This is a genomic window from Rathayibacter sp. AY1B4 (assembly GCF_002932815.1).
Lineage (GTDB): Bacteria > Actinomycetota > Actinomycetes > Actinomycetales > Microbacteriaceae > Rathayibacter.
Map to the genome: position 1 here is coordinate 1 of NZ_PSWN01000007.1, position 17,057 is coordinate 17,057.

The window sequence follows — 17,057 nt, forward strand, 5'->3', positions numbered from 1 at the left end:
CCTCGACCCCGTCCCCCTCGACGCGGTCCCGCCTCCGGCGCCCCCTCGCCGGCGGTCTCGCGGTGGTCCTCGCCGCCGCGGCGCTCACGCTGGTCGGCGCACCCCCCGCCTCCGCCAATCGGTTCTACGACGCGTGCACGACGGACGGCAGGTTCACTGTGCCTGCGAACGTCCACACCGCCGACGTCACCGCCCGGGGCAACCGAGGAGCCGACGGTCAGGACTTCGACAGCGTGGGGAACACCGGGGGCACCGGCGGCGCCGGCGCGGCTTTCACGCTCTACGACGTGAAGGTGACGCCCGGTCAGACGATCTACTGGGGAAGCCTCCGGAGCGGGGGCTTCGAGGGGGGTGGGGACGCCAAGTGGGTGTCCTTCAGCGAACCCGACGAGAACTGCGACCCAGTCGGCGGCGATGTCATCGCCGTCGCCGCGGGCGGAGGAAGCGGATCGAACGCGACCATCCTGTACGACGGCTCCGACGGCGGTGCCGCCGGCCGGCCGGGCGAAGCGGGCCACGGCACCGGCGGCTTCCCCGGGGGCGGCGGCGGCGGCGCGACGATCGACACCCCGGGGACCGGCGGCAGCGGTGGCGACACCGCCTACCTCGGCGGCTTCCTCGATGCCGTCCCGACGTTCGGCTCGGAGGCGAGCGGCGGGACCGGGCACATGTTCTGGGACGGCCTGGGCGCCGACCCTCACGGCTTCGGCGGAGCAGGCGCGCGGGCCTCGGGCGACGTCTACGCCAGCGGCGGACAGGGCGGCGCCGGATCGGCGGGCGGCGGCGGAGGCGGAGCGGGCGGCGGCGAGTTCATCTACACCAACCTGGGAGCAGCCGGCGGCGGAGGCGGAGGCGGAGGGAGCTGGCCGATCGCCGATCCCGGACTCAGCCCCTACAAGGTCGGCGACGCACTGGTCGCCTGGCTCCCCGACGCCACCATGACGGTGAGCGCGTCGACGACCGCGATCGACGTCCCCACGACCCTCACCGCCACTCTCTCGAAGAACTCGTACCGGGACGTCGACACCGGCTACACGAGGAAGCCGGACCAGATCGGCGGAGGATCGATCTCGTTCACCGAGTTCACCGGCCAGACGCAGCGACCGCTCGGCACCGTCACGCTGACCGGTGCGGAGACGTCCGAGACCGTGAGCATCGAGGTCCCGGAGGGATTCGCGCGCGGGAGCCACGAGATCCGCGCGCTCTACACCGGATTCAACGGGTACAACCGGGATCCCGTCGTCTACGCACGGACACCGATCACGCGCTCGACCTTCACCCTCACCGCGCAGACCGGGCAGACGATCGCGTTCCCGGAGCTGACCGGCCTCGACACCGACGGTCGGGACCTCGTCCTGCAGGCCACCGCGTCCTCGGGTCTGCCGGTGACCTACGTCAGCACCACTCCTGACGTGTGCACGGTGACCGCGGGACGCGCGGTCGGCCGGGTCGGCGGGCTCTGCTCCATCACCGCCTCCCAGGCCGGGGGCACGGGCTGGACCGCGGCTCCGGACGTCGTCCGCACCAGGACTCTCTCGCCCAGGTCCCAGTCGGTCGCGTTCGCTCTGGCGGGCTACGCGTACTCGACCGGCTCCTACTCGGTGACCGCGACGTCCACCTCGGGTCTCCCGGTGGACTTCACGACCACGACGCCGGAGGTCTGCCGGCTCGACGGCACTCCGTTCCTCTTCGAGGGACTGAGCCGGTCCGTGTTCGCGGGCGTCGCCGCGGGGACCTGCGTCGTCCGCGCCGGCCAGCCCGGCGACCAGCGCTACGCGGCGGCCCCGGCGGTCGAGACGAGCTTCACGGTGGTCGCGAAGCCGGTGGAGGAGGTGGTGCGGAAGGCGCAGAGCATCGACTTCCTCCTCCCCACGAGCGCTCTCACGACGGATGAGGACGCCGACCTCCGCGCCAGTGCCGGCAGCGGTCTGCCGGTCACGGTCACGAGCACGACCCCGGAGGTCTGCTCGATCATCGGCGGCACCTCCGTGCGCAACCTCCGCCCGGGCACCTGCACCATCCGCTTCGACCAGGAGGGCTCGGAGCTCTACCTCCCCGCGCCGCAGCGCACCGGATCGTTCACCGTCGACCGCCTCCCGCAGAGCATCGTCTACGACTACCCGCACGGCATCGACACCGCGCGCTCCGCCACCTACTCCCCCGTCGCGACAGCCACGTCGGGGCTTCCCACGACCTACGGCGCGACCGGCGGCTGCACCATCGCCGACGGCGTGGTGACCTTCACCGAGGTCGGCGAGGAGTGCGTCGTCACCGCCGACCAGCTCGGGAACGCGGACTACGCGCCCGCTCTGCAGCGGTCGTCCACCTTCACGGTGCGGAAGGGACCCCAGACGATCACCCTCGCCCCGACCCCTCCCACGACCGGAGCCGTCGGCGACACCGTCACCCTCACGATGACCGCGAGCTCGGGCCTGCCCGCCTTCGCCGTCGCGTACGACGCCTGCCGCACGACCCGGGTCGATCCGGGCTCCGTCGACATCCTCCTCACCGCTGTCGGCACCTGCTCGTACTACGCGTTCCAGCAGGGCGACTCCACCTATCAGCAGGCTCCGAACGTCGCCGGCACCGTTCAGGTGACCCTTCCGGCCCAGACGATCGCCTTCACCTCCACTCCCCCCTCCCCCGCCGTCCCGGGCGGCACCTACACGCCCGCCGCGACGGGCGGCGCGTCCGGGCAGCCGGTCGTGCTCGCCGCCTCGGGCGCCTGCACCCTGACGGACGGCGTCGTCACCTTCGGAGGCGCCGGCACCTGCACCGTCACCGCCGATCAGGCCGGCGACTCCGGTCATCTCGCCGCTGCGCAGGTCTCGCAGACCATCGCGGTGGGCCTGGCCGCCGGGTCCGTCTCGTTCGGCGGCGACGCTCCGGTCGACGCGGTCGTCGGCGGATCGTCCACGCCGGTGATCGTCCGGGGCCCGTCCTCCGCCGATCCGCTGCTCGCCGCCTCGGGAGCCTGCTCGGTCTCCGGGGGCTCGGTCTCCTACGACCACGCCGGCACCTGCACCCTGACCCTCGAGCAGGCCGGCGACGCTGCGCACGCCGCTGCTCACGCCGACCGCGCCTTCACGATCGGCAGGGCTGCGCAGACCGTCGCCTTCACCTCCACCGCTCCCGCGGCGGTCGTCGGAGGAACGTGGACTCCGACCGTCACCGGCGGCGCGTCGAGCGCCCCGATCGTCCTCGGGACCGCCTCCGCGGCCTGCACCGTCGCGAACGGCACCGTGACCTTCGCCGCTCCGGGAGACTGCGTGCTCACCCTGGATCAGGCCGGCGACGCCGACCGGAACGCCGCCCCGCAGGCGACCCGCACCCTCGTGGTGACCGCCGCGTCGATCGAGAAGAAGCCGCAGACCGTCGCGTTCACCGCGAACACGTCGGCGACCCCGACCACCGGAGTCGCCTACTCCCTCGCCGCGAAGGCCTCCTCCGGTCTCCCGGTGGCCTACACCGCCACCGGCCCGTGCACCGTCACCTCCGCGGGAACGGTGACCCTCACCGGGACGAGCGCCTGCACCGTCACCGCCGCCCAGGCCGGCGACGGCACCTGGGCCGCCGCGACCGCCACCCGCATCGTCAAGATCGTCTCCGGCAGCCGCACCGACCTGAAGGTCGCCCTCACCCCCACCGCCACGAAGATCACCGGCAGGACCCTCACCGCCACCACCACCGTCACCAACGTCGGCACCCGCGACACCGGATCCACCGTCATCCAGATGATCGTCCCCACCACCGTCACCGACACCGGAGGCGCCACCCGCACCCCCGGCAGGATCGCCGGGACGACCGTCCTCACCTGGAAGATCCCCACCCTCGGAGCCGGGCAGAGCACCACCCGGACCGTCGTCCTCACCCCCCGGACGGGCACGTCGACGATCACCGCCAAGAGCTCCACCGCGATCGGCGACCCCACCCCCGCGAACAACACCGTCACCAGGAGCTACAAGAAGTAGGCGCGGTCGGGGGCGGCCCCTCGACGGGAGCGGAGGCCTTCCGGACGAGTGGCCGTCCGTCGTCTCGCGACGCCGATCGGGCGGGGCCCGACAGCTCTGACCCCCCGATCCCGCCGCAGGCCCTCTCCCGCGCCTGTCCGGGGGTGCCGGCTCGGCCCGGCGCCGGTGACACGCGGCGCGCTTCTGCCAGGATCGACACCAGCACGCTCATCGTCTCGATCCGGTCCGCCGGATCCCTCCTCGACAAGGACGGCACTGTGGGAATTCGCGAGTACGGACGTCTTCTCCGCCGGGGCTGGCTCGTCATCTCGATCTTCGTCGCCCTCGGCCTCGCGGCCGCCTCCGTGGCGACCATGGCGTCGGAGTCGGAGTACCGGGCGCAGACGACCGTGTTCGTCTCCGTCGCGACCGCCGACAACCAGTCCAGCGCCGAGGTCGGCGCGTCCTTCACCAGTGCCGAGGCCCGCGTGGCCTCCTACGTCGCGCTGGTCGACTCGAGCTCGGTGCTGCAGCCCGTCATCGACGACCTCGGACTCGACATGACCGTCGGCGACCTGGCGGGCGAGGTCACGCCGGCCGCGCTCCCCGGCACGGTCATCATGAGCATCGACGTGGTCGACGCGGACGCCCAGCAGGCGGCGCGGATCGCCGACGCGGTCGCCGAGAGCCTGCGCAGCTACGTCGCGCAGATCGAGCGCCCCGTCACGGGCGGCGCGAGCCGGGTCGACGTGAAGGTGCTCGAGGCCGCCTCCGTGCCGGGATCGCCGCTCAGCCCCGACCTGCTGGTCTACCTCGTGCTCGGCGGAGCGACCGGCCTCATCCTCGGCGTCGGCGTCGTCGTGCTGCGCTCGCTCGGCGACTCCCGCATCCGCTCGGCGAAGGACGTCGCCGCCGGCACCACCCTGCCGGTGCTCGAGTCGATCCCCTTCGACACGGCCGTCCGCCGCTCCCCCCTCGTCGTGGACGGCCGCAGCGCCGTCGCCGAGTCGTTCCGGATGCTGCGCACGACGCTCCTCTTCGGCTCCGGCACCCACGAGCGCACCCTGCTCGTCACCTCCGCCCGCGAGGGCGACGGCAAGAGCACGGTGGCCGCGAACCTCGCCGTCTCGATCGCCCAGATCGGCCGCACCGTGGTGCTGATCGACGCCGACCTCCGCGACCCGGCGCAGTCGACGGTCTTCCGCGTCCCCACGGGCGGACCGACCCTCGCCGACCTGCTCCGCACCGGCACTCTGCCCGCCGACGGGTCGCTGCCCGTCAGCGCGCAGGGCGTCACGGTGCTCACGGCCGGCGGCAGCCAGGCGAACCCGAGCGACCTGATCGGCACCCCCGCGATGGAGCGCGTGATCGCGCACCTCTCGCGCCGCTACGACCACGTGATCGTCGACTCCCCCGCGATCCTCTCGGCCACCGACGCGGTGCTGCTGGGCAAGATGGTCGCCACGACCGTCCTCGTCGCGGGAGCCGGGGTCTCGTCCTCGGCCGACCTCGTCGCCGCGGCCGACCGGCTACAGGACGTCGGGGGCGACGTCCTCGGGACCGTGGTCGCGCAGGCTCCCCGCAGCACGGTCGTCACCGCCGCGGCGACGGCGTCCGCCTGAGACCCGGGAGCGCTGCAGCCGGTGCCGGCGCCCCTCCCCGCGGGGAGTGACGACGTGCGCCCCGGTGCCGGCGCGCGGCCCGTCGAGGTGGGCGGCGTTGCGCGAGGGTGAGGGCTCGCGGACCCGGGCGGTGCCCGCGCGCACCGCCTGCTCGGCCCGCCCCGCCACGACGCCCATGCCGCAGACGATCCAGAGCGTGTACGCCACCGGACCCTCCTGGAGCGTCGGCAGCACCGTGTAGCTGACCAGCGTGCCCGCGACCACGGCCGTGGGCAGGAAGCCGTCGAGCGTCGGCGCGCGCAGCCCGCGGAGGAACAGGTACACCAGCAGCGCCGCGAACAGCAGCATCACGATGATCCCCGACTCGATCGCGAGCACGAGGAAGAAGCTCTCGACGAGGACGCTGTCGGTCGAGTACAGCTGCGCGCGCGGGCCGACCTTGCCGAGGCCGAAGCCGAACGGGTGCGCGACGAGCAGCGGGATGTTCTCGAGCAGGCTGTCGCTGTGGCCGATCAGCGACGGGTCGGCGACGTGCGAGATCACCTTGTCGATGTAGAGGTAGAGCGTGACTCCGCCGACGGCCGCGGCCGTGGTCACGGTGAGCATCGCCCACACCAGCATCGGCTTCGCGCGGAACAGCGCCCAGGCCACCAGGGTCACCGCGAGCATCGCCAGGCCGATGTAGCCGCTCCGGGACTGCGTCAGGTAGACGGCCACCAGCGGCAGGAGCGTCAGAGCGCCCTTCAGCCACAGCGGCCAGCGGGGGCGGGTCCACAGCACGGCGAGCGCGATCGTGACGGCGACGGCGCTCTCGTTCGGGGCGCTGTAGGGGCTGAAGCCGCGGGGCACGATGCTCCCGGCGACGAAGAGGGAGGAGGGGAACGGCGTCCCGGGAGCCAGCGGGAACACCCCGAGGGTGAACAGCCAGTCGAGCCCCTGGTTCCAGGTGAGGATCGTCGTGATCGACGAGAGCTGCAGCGCGACGACGAACGCGGTCGCGAGGATCCCGAGGTGGCGCTTCTCGAGCAACGCGGGCACCACGATGAGCGCGAGGAACGGCAGGAAGTCGTTGCGCCAGCCGTAGGCGGCCTGGATCGGGTTCTCCGTCCACACGGCCGAGACGGCGCCGAGGCCGACGATCATCAGCACGAGCACGACGATCGGCACCGGCACCCGCTTGATCCGCCCGCTGACCAGCACGAGCAGGAAGAGTCCGAGGATGGTGGCGTCCTTGATCGCGCCGAACGCGGTCGCCGAGGCGCCCGGCAGGAACGCGGAGGCGACTCCGTTCGCGGGGAGGGCGAAGACCAGCAGCAGGACGCCCAGCCACGGCAGGCCGAGCCCGTCGCGGCCGAGGAGGGCGCGGAGCGTGCGGCGGGTGCGCACCGGTCCGCGGGCGACCGTGCGGGAGCCCGCCCGGGGCAGCGGCGCCGCGGTGCGGGTCATGCCGCGCCGCCCCGCATCGTGAGGCGCCGGACGACCAGCGGCACGTCGGAGGGCCGCGGGACGATGGTCCGCGCCGGGGGCCGGATCGCGAGCACCATCACCACCAGCGCCATCAGGATCCCGCTCGCGTTGGCGATGGCGGCGGCGATCGCGCCGTTCGCCGGGCCGAAGGCGAACAGGAGCACGAGGCAGGTGATCAGCCCGGCGCCCTGCGCGACGGTGAGGCTGATGCCGCGGTTGCGCGCCGAGAGCACCTCGCCGGCGCTGACGGTGACGACCACGAAGACGGAGCCGAGGATCGCGAAGAAGACCGCGGGCATCGCCTCCGCGAACTCGTCGCCGAAGAGGAACGGCACGCCCCAGGGGGTGACGACGGCGAGGAACACGGCCGAGGCCAGACCGACCGCGAAGGCCGAGCGCAGCGCGTCGCCGGTCGCGGTGACGCGGGCGCCCCCCTCCGTCCGGCTGATGTCCGAGAAGACCGGAGCGGCGACCGCGTGCGCGAGGAACACGGGCAGCGTGCCGATCGTCACGGCGACCGAGTAGAGACCGGCCTGGTGCGAGCCGATCAGCGGCAGCATGATCACCTGGTCGAGGCGCTGGTACGCGGCGTCCGAGGCCTGCGCGCCGTAGAAGGTGACGGAGCCGCGGACGAGCGGCCGCCAGGGCGCCGGAGCGGCTCCGCGGGGTCGGTCGAGCAGCGAGCCGATCAGCGCGGTCATCACGGAGCCGGCGAAGTTCGACCAGATCACGCCCGAGACGGTGATCGAGTCGAGGAGGAACAGCACCACGATCCCGCCGACGTAGACCAGCGGCTGCGTGGCCTGGAGCAGCGCGACCGCTCCGAAGCGGCGCTGCGCCCCGACGACGCCGATGTCGATCATCCAGCAGACCATGAGCGGGGTGCCGGTGATCGCGACGAACACCGCGATCGTGGCCGCCTCGTCGAGCGCCGAGAGGAGGGTGGAGGTGAGCAGCCAGGCGATCAGCGCCGCCGGGATCGCGGTCAGCAGCGCGAGCCGCCTGGCCGTGCGCACCGCGCCCAGGTCGCCCGCCGCGGCGAGCACGCGCCGGCGGATCTCGAGGGGCATGCCGAGCGCGAGCACGATCGGGATCAGGTACATCGAGGCGAGGGCCGCGGCCGTCTCGCCGCGTCCGCTCGGGCCGAGGGCCTGCGCGATCAGCGGGGCGCTGACCAGCCCGAGCGCCGCCACCGAGAGCCGGCTCGCGAGCATGGTGATCGGGGAGTTCAGGAGGCGCAGCAGCCCGCTCACGAGGCCTCCGCGGCCCGGGCGCCGACGGCGGCGAGCAGCCGCTCCTCGAAGCCGTCGAGAGCGAAGGTGCCGGTCTCGTCGTGGACGGTCAGGTGCATGCTGTCGCGCAGCGGCGCGATCTCGACCCAGACGCCGAGCGGGAAGCGCAGGTGGGCGGGCATCCCGCCGACCATGGTGTCCGGCTCGATCCGCGGCAGCAGCTCCTCCGGGACGGGCACCTCGGTGGAGGGGAGGGAGACGTGGATCTCCCACGGCACGCGGGGCGTCCCGCGCTGCGTGCGCAGGGGTGCCAGCGGGTGCTGCACGAGGGTCTTGATGCTCAGCAGCGCGCTCGCGAGCAGCCAGGTCGCGGGGAGGCCGGACTTCGTGGCCGCGGACAGCCGCTCGAGGAGCGAGGTCGCGGACCAGTCGTCGGCGCGGAGGCGGCCGAGCGGGAGGGACGGCGAGAGGTTGCCGCCGACCTCGGTGCCCTTCGCGACCCAGCGGCGCGCGTCGACCGGTACGACGACGCGGAAGTCGAGGCCGTCGGCGGCGCAGTCCTGCAGGCAGCGGAGCACGAGGCTCGCGGTCTTGAGCGACACCGGTGGGCGGGCGGGGCGCCGGCCGTCGCGCGCCTGCTCCGGGGTCGCGGCGATCGCCCGGAGCGTCTCGGGGCCGAGCACCGCGGTCACCAGGCGCGCGCGGCGGTCCGACTCCTCCTTCGAGAGGGTCGCGTCCAGCTGGTAGCCGGTGCCGGTCGCGGCGGTCAGGGTGCGGAAGGTGTCGCGGGCCCTCCTGGCGCCGGCGAGACCGGTGAGCTCGAAGCGCTCCGCGATCTCGCGCAGCGGAGCGGCGGCGAGCGGCTTCGGAGCGGTGCCGTCGGCCCCCGGGGCGCCCAGCTTCTCGATCACGAGCGCGACGACCGCGGTCGCTCCGGTGCCGTCGAAGAGGCTGTGCGGGAGGGTGAAGCCGACCGTCGCGCCGTCGAACAGGATCCGGACCGGCAGCTCGCCCGGCGCGAACTGCGGCGCCAGCAGGCGGTGCGCCAGGTCCTCGCGCTCGAGCGGGCCGTCGACGACCCGCACGGCGCGCTCGGCCGCGTCCAGGGCGGCAGCCACGTCGACCCGGCGCCACCCGCGGAGCCGGGTGCGGCGCCGCAGGAGCACGGCGCCGCGGGGCGAGAGGAGGAGGTCGCGCAGCGCGGTGCGCACACGCTCCGCGGTCACGCCCGTCAGCGGGCCGACGTGGTAGCTGATGAGGAGGTCGTCGTAGCCGAGGTCGCGCGGGGCCCTCACGCCCGGCTCCTGCTCGCTCCCGCGGAGGCCCGCTCGGCGATGACGCTGAGCAGCGAGCGCTCGTAGCCGGCGTTCACCTCGGCCCAGGAGTAGGAGTGCACGGCCCGCAGGTGCCCGCGGTACGAGAGCCGCTCCTGCTCGATCGGGTCGTTCAGCACGGCGAGCACGCCCTCGGCGATCGCGTCCGGGGTCGGAGCGACGAAGCGCCCCGCCTCCTGGAGCACCTCGCGGTTGAAGACGGTGTCGCGGGCGACGACCGGAGCCCCGCAGGCCATCGCCTGCACGAGAGCCGGGTTGGTGCCGCCGACGCTGTGCCCGTGGAAGTAGGCCCCGGCGTGCTGCCAGAGGGAGTGGAGCCGGGTGTCGTCGCTGACGTGCCCGAACCAGTGCACACGCGCGTTCTGCTGCGCGAGGGCGCTGACCGCCTGGTCGATCGGCCCGCCGTAGCCGGAGGAGCCGACGACGACCACGTCGTGGGTCCGCGCGATCCGCTCGGCCGCCTCGATGAACTCGGGCACCGTGTTCTCGGGAACGAAGCGCGCCACGATCAGCGCGTAGCCGCGGTGGGTGAGCCCCGGCTCGACCGGGTGCTCCGGGGGGACGTCGCCGCCGTAGGGGATGACGTCGCCGTCGCGGCCGAACTCCCGCTTCCAGCGCGTCTCGATCGCCGCGGCGTCGTAGACCATGCGGTCGCCGTGGCGGGCGGTCCAGACCGCGCCCTGGTGGAAGACGAACTTCGCGAAGCGGCCCCACTTGGCGCGGTCCCACTCGATGCCGTCGACGTTGACGACGGTGGGGATGCCGCGCTGCTTGAGGATCGGCAGCCAGAAGCCGTTGGCGCAGTTGAGCACCAGGGCGACGTCGGGCTTGCGCTTCGCCGCGTCGAGAGCGGCCGTGAGCCCGTAGGAGAGGGTGCTGAGCGACTTGCTCTCGACGCCCCGCGTCTGCCGGGTGATCACCCGCTCGTCGCGGTCCGGGTCCTGCAGGGCCGTGGTGCCCGGCCTTCCGTAGACCGTGACCTCCCATCCCTGCTCCGCAAGGAATGGCGCGAGACGTCGGACGGCTGTCTCGAATCCCCCGTAGTAACTGGGATAGCCCCGCGTGCCGATAATGGCGACCGACCTGCCCATGTCCCGGTTCTCCCTTTGTTGTGCGTCGCCTCGTCACAGGCGATCGCCGGACGAAATCTGCTGTCGCAATACCAGGCGTATGCGACGGTGCACAGCATTCATTCGACGGCTTAACTCGCACCCCCGAAGGCGGGTATTGGCGCTCATACTAGCGGCGAACGGACCGCCGTTCGCCACCGCTGGAGGGACAGGATCGCGACACCCATCAGGAAGAAGATCGAGAGGATCAGGACGGTCATCCCGACGATGATCCGCTCCCCGCCGGAGAGCTCCGGGTCGAGGAACTCGTACACGTAGCGCGACGTGAGAGCGCCCCTGACGAAGGTGTAGGCGAACCACAGGACGGGGAACACCATCACCGCCCAGACCAGCCGGAGGTCGACCGGGCGGGCGCCCGGGACGGCGAGCAGCTCGACCAGCGCGAGCGCCGGCACGAGCACGTGCAGGACCACCGTGCTCGGGTTCAGCTGAGCCGGGTCGCCGAGCACGGCGGGCCCGTAGATCACCAGGAACAGGCCCGACATGCTCAGCAGCGTGGCGGTGTTGAGGGTGCGCATCGCGGTGACGGCCCGCGACTCCCCCGGTGCCGCAGCACTCCTCCTGCCCCCGGATCGCGCGGATCGCCAGGCGCTCCGGCCCGCGATCGCGAAGGCGGCGATCGAGAGGATGTTGGTCAGCGCCGTGACCGAGCTCAGGAAGTCGGCGGTCGCGTCCGAGCCCACCTGCGTCTGGGCGACGACGACCGCGTTGACCACCACGACCGCCCCCAGCGCGGCGACGGCCCAGCGGACGAGTGCAGTGCGGCGTCGAGCTCTCATGGGGCCCTCTCCTCGGTGCGGCGACCCTCGGGCCGGTACTCGTGGGCGTCCGGGGCAGGAGTCCGTTCGCTACAGTCGGGACATCCATGAGAACCCATTCCCAGACAGGGGTCGAATGCCCGGCACAGGTTCGCACCGAGGATCCCTACGGGTCCTGCTCGATGGTAATTGGTGGATTCGCGGCCCGATCTCCAACCGTGAGGTCATGCGAGAGATCACCTTCTCCTGGGCGCGACTCTTTCCTGAGGATTCCCTTGTCATTGCTGTCCCCCTGACGGGGGTGGAGACGGCGAGGCGAGAGTTAGCGGGAATCGCCCGAGTAGTGCCGACGAGACTCCGGCCGCAGGGGATCAGTGCCGTTATCGAACTCGCTCTGCTCTCTCTCCGGCTGCGTCCGGACATCACGTTGGCGCACAACTTCACCCCCCTTCTGGGGCGGTCCGCCGTGTTCATCCAGGACTTCCTCTTCCTCACGAATCCGGAGTGGTTCACGCGGAAGGAGCGCGCCTACTTCTCGCTCATGCCGCTCAGCGTCCGCCGCGCCGACGTGGTGATCGCGAGCAGCGTCGCGGAGTCGCGCCGCATCGTCCGCACCTCCGCCGCGACGAGCGCCGTGCCCGTCGGCCTCGGCCTCAACCGGGCGTTCGCCGCCGCGGAGCCCGTGGCGCCCGCCGGCGTCGACGGCCTCGACGGCTTCCTCCTCGCCGTCGGCCGCCTCAACGCGCGCAAGAACCTCGCGACCACGATCGAGGCCGCTCTCGCCTCGGGAGTGCTCTCCCCCTCCTTCCCGCTCCTCGTCGTCGGCGAGGCCTCGGGCGTCCGCACCGAGTTCCCCCCGACCGTGCGCGCCGCGCTCGACGACGGCTCGGTGCGCCTGCTCGGGCGGATCGAGACCGAGGAGCTCCGCTGGCTCTACGAGAACGCCGCACTGTTCCTCTTCCTCACCCTCGACGAGGGCTTCGGCCTGCCGACCCTCGAGGCCCTGGCCTGCCGCACGCCGATCCTCGCCAGCGACATCCCCGTGTTCCGCGAGATCCTCGGCGAGCACGCCCGCCTGGTCGATCCGCGCGACGTGCCGGCGATCGCGGCGTCGATCCGCGAGCTCGTCGCCGACCCGCCGGAGCCGCTCGATCCGACTCCGGTGCTCGAGTACTACAGCTGGGACGCCGTGGTCGCCCGGCTGCGCGCCGCGATGGTGGCGGTACTGCCGTGAGCGGGCCGTCCGTGTCGATCGTGATCGTCACCTACAACAGCATCGGCGTCATCCGCTCCTGCCTCGACGCGCTCGCCGGCCGCGACGAGAGCGTCGAGATCCTGGTGGTCGACAACCTCTCGCGCGACGAGACGGTCGCCGTGCTGCGCGCCGAGTACCCGGACGTCCAGGTCGTCGAGAACACCGAGAACGCCGGATTCTCGCGGGCCGTCAACCTCGGCGCCGCCCACGCCACCGGCCGCCACCTGCTGCTGCTGAACCCGGATGCGCAGATCTCGGCGGAGGTCGTCGGCTCGCTCGCGTCACTTCTCGACAGCGATCCGACGATCGGCGCCGTCTCCCCCCTCCTCGAGAACGAGGGCGAGGACGTCGTGATCGTCGCCGCCGGCCACGCCCCCACGGTCCGCCGGATGCTCGTGCACCAGACCGGCCTCTCGCGCCTCGGTCGCCGCTTCCCCTCCTTCGAGGGCCACTACCTGTTCGCCGCCGACCTGCACGGCCGCCCGCGCGACGTCGACTGGGTGAGCGGCGGCTGCCTGATGATCCCGCTGGCCGTCTGGGACCGCGTCGGCGGACTCACCGACCGCTGGTTCATGTACGCCGAGGACGTCGAGATCTGCCTCCGCCTGCGCGCCGAGGGCCTGCGCGTGGTCCTCGATCCGCGCCTGCACGCCCTGCACGCGATGGGCGGCTCCTCGAGCGGCGTCGACGGCCGCGTCGGCACTGCCTGGATCGTCAACCTCTTCGACCTGTACGGCTGGCGGATGGCGCGCTCGGACCTGCAGCAGCAGGTCTGGCGGGCGGTCGTGCTCGCGGGGATGGCGTCGCGGATGCTGGTGTACCGGCTGTCCGGCCTGCGCCCCGGACGCGCCGCGGCGGCGGCCGGCCAGCTGCGGCGGTACGGGATCTACATGCGGGCGTTGCGGGCGGCCCCGCTGACGCGCGACCGCGATCCGCTCGCCTGACGGCCCCTCTCCGTCCGGCGTTCCCCGCGCACGGTCCGCGGCCCGCGATCGAGGCGTCACGAACAGTCGCTTCCGGGCGCGCTTGAGGACCGTTCGTGACGCATCGGAGTCCCGTTCGCGCGACAGGCTCGTCCGTCGGCCGGCAGCGGGCGCGGGAAAGGGGCGGCAGCCCCGGGTCCAGCCCGGAGCCGCCGCCCCTCCTCGCCGCTACTTGCCGGTACCGCGGTACGCCACCCGGAAGGTCTCCCGGGTCCCGTCCGGTGCGGTCGCCGTCACGCGGAACGAGCCCGACGGCACCCGCGAGAGGTGCGTGTCGACCGAGACCGTCTTCGTGCGGCCCGCCGCCAGCGAGGCGACCTTCAGCTCAACGAAGGCCGTCGGGATGCTGAGACGGACCGGCGTGCTCCCCTCGTTCGTCGCGGTGGCGGTCAGCACGACCGAGCCGCCGCGCTTCACGCCGGTGATCGTCACGTCGACGTCGACCCGGGTCGCCGGGGCGACGACGGTGACGGCGGGGAGGAGTCGGCTGACGCCTCCCGAGACCGCGGTGATCGAGACGGCACCCGTGCCGGGGCCCGCCGTGGCCGCGGGGAGCGGAGCGGAGCCGTCGGCGCCGGTCGTCGCGGCGGCGGTCGTGCCTCCGTCGGCGAAGCGGGCCGGACCCTCGATCGTGTACGCGACGTCCGCGCCCGCCACCGGCTCGCCGGCCGCGTTCGCTGCGGTGACTCCGAGGCCGGCGATCGCCGCTCCGGTCTCGACGGTCTGCGCCGCGCCCGCGGGGGTCAGCGAGGCGACCGCCGCCGGATCGGTGAACATCGACGGAGTGAGCGGTGTGACCGTCAGGCTCTCGAGGCGCGCCGTCCCTCCGGAGGAGAGGAGCGAGACTCCCGTGCTGCTCGGGTCGGGGAAGACCTGGTCGGTGATCGTCGCGCGGCCGCCCTGCGCGAACGTCTCGACGGAGGCGTGATCGACGTAGAGCTCGAGGTGCAGCTCCCCGTCGTCGAGGGCCACCGGTGCGGTCTCGACCGACGGGAAGTCGGCGTCGAAGCCGATGTCGCCCGAGCGGGTGCGGTCGACGCTCAGCTGACCGGACGCGACGTCGTAGGTGATCGGCGTGCGCTGGGAGCCGTCGGCGGAGTTGCGGACCGAGAGGCCGAAGGAGTCCGCGTCCCCGGCGCTGAAGACGGCGTCGAGCTTGTAGACGCTGCCCTCGGCGGCAGCCGGGAGTGCGGTCTCACCGTCGGCGATGTCCGTGGCGCCCAGCGTGAACGCCTCGTCGCCGCGCTCGAGGGCCGCGGTCTGATCGACGACCTTCTGCACGAGCTTCGGGGCGCCGTCGACGGTCTCGAGGGAGAGCTCACGCGGGAGGGCCATCGCTCCCCGCCAGGTCCCGGTCGGGATGGCCTCGCCGTACTGCCAGTTGTTCATCCACGCGATCATGATCCGCTTGTCGTCGGGCGCGTTGTCGAAGGTGACCCCTGCGTAGTAGTCGCGGCCCCAATCGAGCCAGTCGTAGTCGACGAGGCGGCTCTGCGCGGGCTCGTCGGCGAGCATGAACTGGTCGGCGAGGATGTGGCCCCAGCCGGCGCGGTTGTTGTCGACGACCTGCAGGTGCGCCGTGCGGCCGGCGAGGTCCGCGACGTCCCAGCTCTTCCAGTCCAGCGTCTCGCTGTCGCTGCCGGTCGCAGTGCGGACGATCTCCCCGTCGACGACGAGGTTCACGCTCGTCTCGTTGGAGCGGACCTGCGCCGGGGCGTCGGCGAGCACGATGTGGTCGACCGTCAGGTGACCCCAGCCGCCGGTCGCGTCGTCCACGACGACGATCCGCGCCGCCTTCCCCTGGTAGGCCGAGACGTCCCAGCTCTTCCAGTTCAGGGCGCCGTCGTTCGTGCCGGCGGTGGTCTGCACGACCTCGCCGTCGACGACGAGCTGCACCTCGAGGGCCTGGGCGTCACCCTCGGGGCGGAAGCCCCCGCCGACGAGCATGCTCAGGTGGCTCTTGTCGATCGTGAACTCCGGCGAGGTCAGGGTGCCGAGGTTGTCGTCGCCCTTCGGTCCGCCGTCGAAGGTGTTGATCCGCTTCTGGCCGAGGAAGAACTCGCCGCCGCTGGTCGAGGGGTTGGTGCCGCCGACGAGGTCGCCGGTCACTGCCCAGCCGTTGTCCGCGAGGCCCTGCTGGTCCGGGAACTCGAAGCCCTCGAAGAGCAGCTCGCTCCCGGCGGGCGGGTCGTTGGCGAGCTGCGTGCCGTCGACGTGCGGGTGGTTGCCGCCGCCGACGAGGAAGTTCAGGTGGTCCTGGTCCACGGTGAAGTCGGGCGATACCATCGTGCCGACCGGCCAGTCGCCGTCGTTGAAGCCGTTGATCAGTCCCGTCCCCGAGAAGCCGGTGACGGTCTGCTGGCCGTCGATCGGACCGGTGGCGGGGGCGGAGCCGAAGGGCCCGTTCTTCCAGTTGCCGGCCTCGTTGTCCACGGTCCAGCCGTTGTAGGTGCCGTCGTCGAAGCCGGCGAGGGTCGTGCCCTCGGGGAGGGTGTCGGAGCCGACGGTCGACTCGGAGGTGAAGGTGGTGCCGTCGAAGTCGCCGACGAAGTACTGGCCGCCGGAGCCGCCGCCCACCGCCCCCGGGTTGAGGTTGACGACCATGACCCACTTGATGTTCGACGGGTCGCCGTCGACCGCCAGCGGGAACAGGTCCGGGCACTCCCAGACGCCTCCGGTCGCGTTGGCCGGGCCGAACTCGCTGAGCTCGGTCCAGTTCCGCAGGTCCGTCGACTTGTGGAGGAGGACCTTGTGGTCGTCGGCCTCCACGGTGACGACCACCCAGTAGGAGGATTCCGGAGTGCCGCCGTCGTACCAGAACACGTGCGGGTCGCGGAAGTCGTTCTGGTCACGGTCGATGACCGGGTTGCCCTCGTACTTCGTCCACGTCTGCCCGGCGTCGGTGCTGTACGCGAGCGCCTGCGCCTGCTCCCCCGTCTTGTACGCGGCCGTGTACATCGCCACCAGGGGCGGGTTCTCGGCGGTGCCGAATCCGGAGGTGTTGTCCTTGTCCACGACGATCGAGCCGGAGAAGATGTCCGACTCCGCATCGCCCGGGATCGCGAGCGGCTGCTCGGTCCAGTGCGTGAGGTCGGTGCTGGTGGCGTGGCCCCAGCTCATGTTCCCCCAGCGCGTCCCCTGCGGGTTGTACTGGTAGTAGAGGTGGTAGACCCCCTCGTAGTACACGAGCCCGTTCGGGTCGTTCATCCAGTTCTTCGTCGGCGAGTAGTGGATCGCCGGACGGTAGGTCTCCGCTGCCGCGTCGAGCGGAGCGGCGGAGACAGCGGGGACGGAGAGCCCGCCGCCGACGAGGCAGAGCGCGGCGG

At 72.5% G+C, this 17,057-nt stretch carries 10 protein-coding genes; 4 read left to right on the forward strand and 6 right to left on the reverse strand.

Annotated elements, in window-relative coordinates; all coding sequences use genetic code 11:
• Nucleotides 1-158: 158 nt before the first annotated feature.
• Together C5D66_RS17590 and C5D66_RS17080 are read left to right on the forward strand one after the other, a co-directional pair.
• Entirely contained in the window at nt 159-3,971 is a 3,813-nt protein-coding gene (locus C5D66_RS17590; RefSeq protein WP_181125761.1) for a DUF11 domain-containing protein, read from the forward strand.
• Between the two features lie 257 nt (nt 3,972-4,228).
• A complete protein-coding gene (locus C5D66_RS17080) occupies nt 4,229-5,572 on the forward strand; it encodes a polysaccharide biosynthesis tyrosine autokinase (RefSeq protein WP_181067886.1) in 1,344 nt (447 codons plus the stop codon).
• Here C5D66_RS17080 and C5D66_RS06290 read toward each other — a convergent pair.
• From C5D66_RS06290 to C5D66_RS17085, 5 genes are all read right to left on the reverse strand, one after another.
• Nucleotides 5,480-7,018, reverse strand: a complete 1,539-nt coding sequence (locus C5D66_RS06290; RefSeq protein ID WP_104326819.1) for an O-antigen ligase — start codon at nt 7,016-7,018, stop codon at nt 5,480-5,482. The two genes, C5D66_RS17080 and C5D66_RS06290, sit on opposite strands and share 93 nt — an antisense overlap.
• The gene (locus C5D66_RS06295) at nt 7,015-8,292 is read right to left on the reverse strand and encodes a lipopolysaccharide biosynthesis protein (protein ID WP_104256436.1); all 1,278 of its coding nucleotides are present in this window, start codon (nt 8,290-8,292) and stop codon (nt 7,015-7,017) included. The genes C5D66_RS06290 and C5D66_RS06295 overlap by 4 nt, the downstream gene beginning before the upstream one ends.
• A complete protein-coding gene (locus C5D66_RS06300) occupies nt 8,289-9,566 on the reverse strand; it encodes a hypothetical protein (protein WP_104256435.1) in 1,278 nt (425 codons plus the stop codon). The genes C5D66_RS06295 and C5D66_RS06300 overlap by 4 nt, the downstream gene beginning before the upstream one ends.
• Nucleotides 9,563-10,696 carry a glycosyltransferase gene (locus C5D66_RS06305; RefSeq protein ID WP_104256434.1) on the reverse strand — a complete coding sequence of 378 codons (1,134 nt, stop codon included), beginning with the start codon at nt 10,694-10,696 and terminating at the stop codon, nt 9,563-9,565. The genes C5D66_RS06300 and C5D66_RS06305 overlap by 4 nt, the downstream gene beginning before the upstream one ends.
• 143 nt (nt 10,697-10,839) lie before the next feature.
• Nucleotides 10,840-11,514 carry a Pr6Pr family membrane protein gene (locus C5D66_RS17085; RefSeq protein WP_181067887.1) on the reverse strand — a complete coding sequence of 225 codons (675 nt, stop codon included), beginning with the start codon at nt 11,512-11,514 and terminating at the stop codon, nt 10,840-10,842.
• 445 nt (nt 11,515-11,959) lie between these two features.
• Between C5D66_RS17085 and C5D66_RS17090 the strand changes: the two genes are divergently transcribed.
• Together C5D66_RS17090 and C5D66_RS06320 are read left to right on the forward strand one after the other, a co-directional pair.
• Nucleotides 11,960-12,727, forward strand: coding sequence for a glycosyltransferase family 1 protein (locus C5D66_RS17090; RefSeq protein ID WP_181067888.1), 768 nt, complete (start codon nt 11,960-11,962; stop codon nt 12,725-12,727).
• A gap of 11 nt (nt 12,728-12,738) precedes the next feature.
• Nucleotides 12,739-13,692 (forward strand): glycosyltransferase family 2 protein, encoded by a 954-nt coding sequence (locus C5D66_RS06320; protein WP_181067889.1) that lies wholly within the window; start codon nt 12,739-12,741, stop codon nt 13,690-13,692.
• Nucleotides 13,693-13,899: 207 nt separating this feature from the next.
• Here C5D66_RS06320 and C5D66_RS06325 read toward each other — a convergent pair whose 3' ends face one another.
• Nucleotides 13,900-16,938: a GH32 C-terminal domain-containing protein gene (locus C5D66_RS06325; RefSeq protein ID WP_104274324.1), complete on the reverse strand. Its 3,039-nt coding sequence runs from the start codon at nt 16,936-16,938 to the stop codon at nt 13,900-13,902.
• Between the last annotated feature and the right edge of the window lie 119 nt (nt 16,939-17,057).

Excerpts from the sequence above, each read along its gene's own strand:
- C5D66_RS06290 (WP_104326819.1), bottom strand. The coding sequence starts at position 7,018 with ATGACCCGCACCGCGGCGCCGCTGCCCCGGGCGGGCTCCCGCACGGTC.
- C5D66_RS06305 (WP_104256434.1), bottom strand. The coding sequence starts at position 10,696 with ATGGGCAGGTCGGTCGCCATTATCGGCACGCGGGGCTATCCCAGTTAC.
- C5D66_RS17085 (WP_181067887.1), bottom strand. The coding sequence starts at position 11,514 with ATGAGAGCTCGACGCCGCACTGCACTCGTCCGCTGGGCCGTCGCCGCG.
- C5D66_RS06325 (WP_104274324.1), bottom strand. The coding sequence starts at position 16,938 with ATGAACGACCCGAACGGGCTCGTGTACTACGAGGGGGTCTACCACCTC.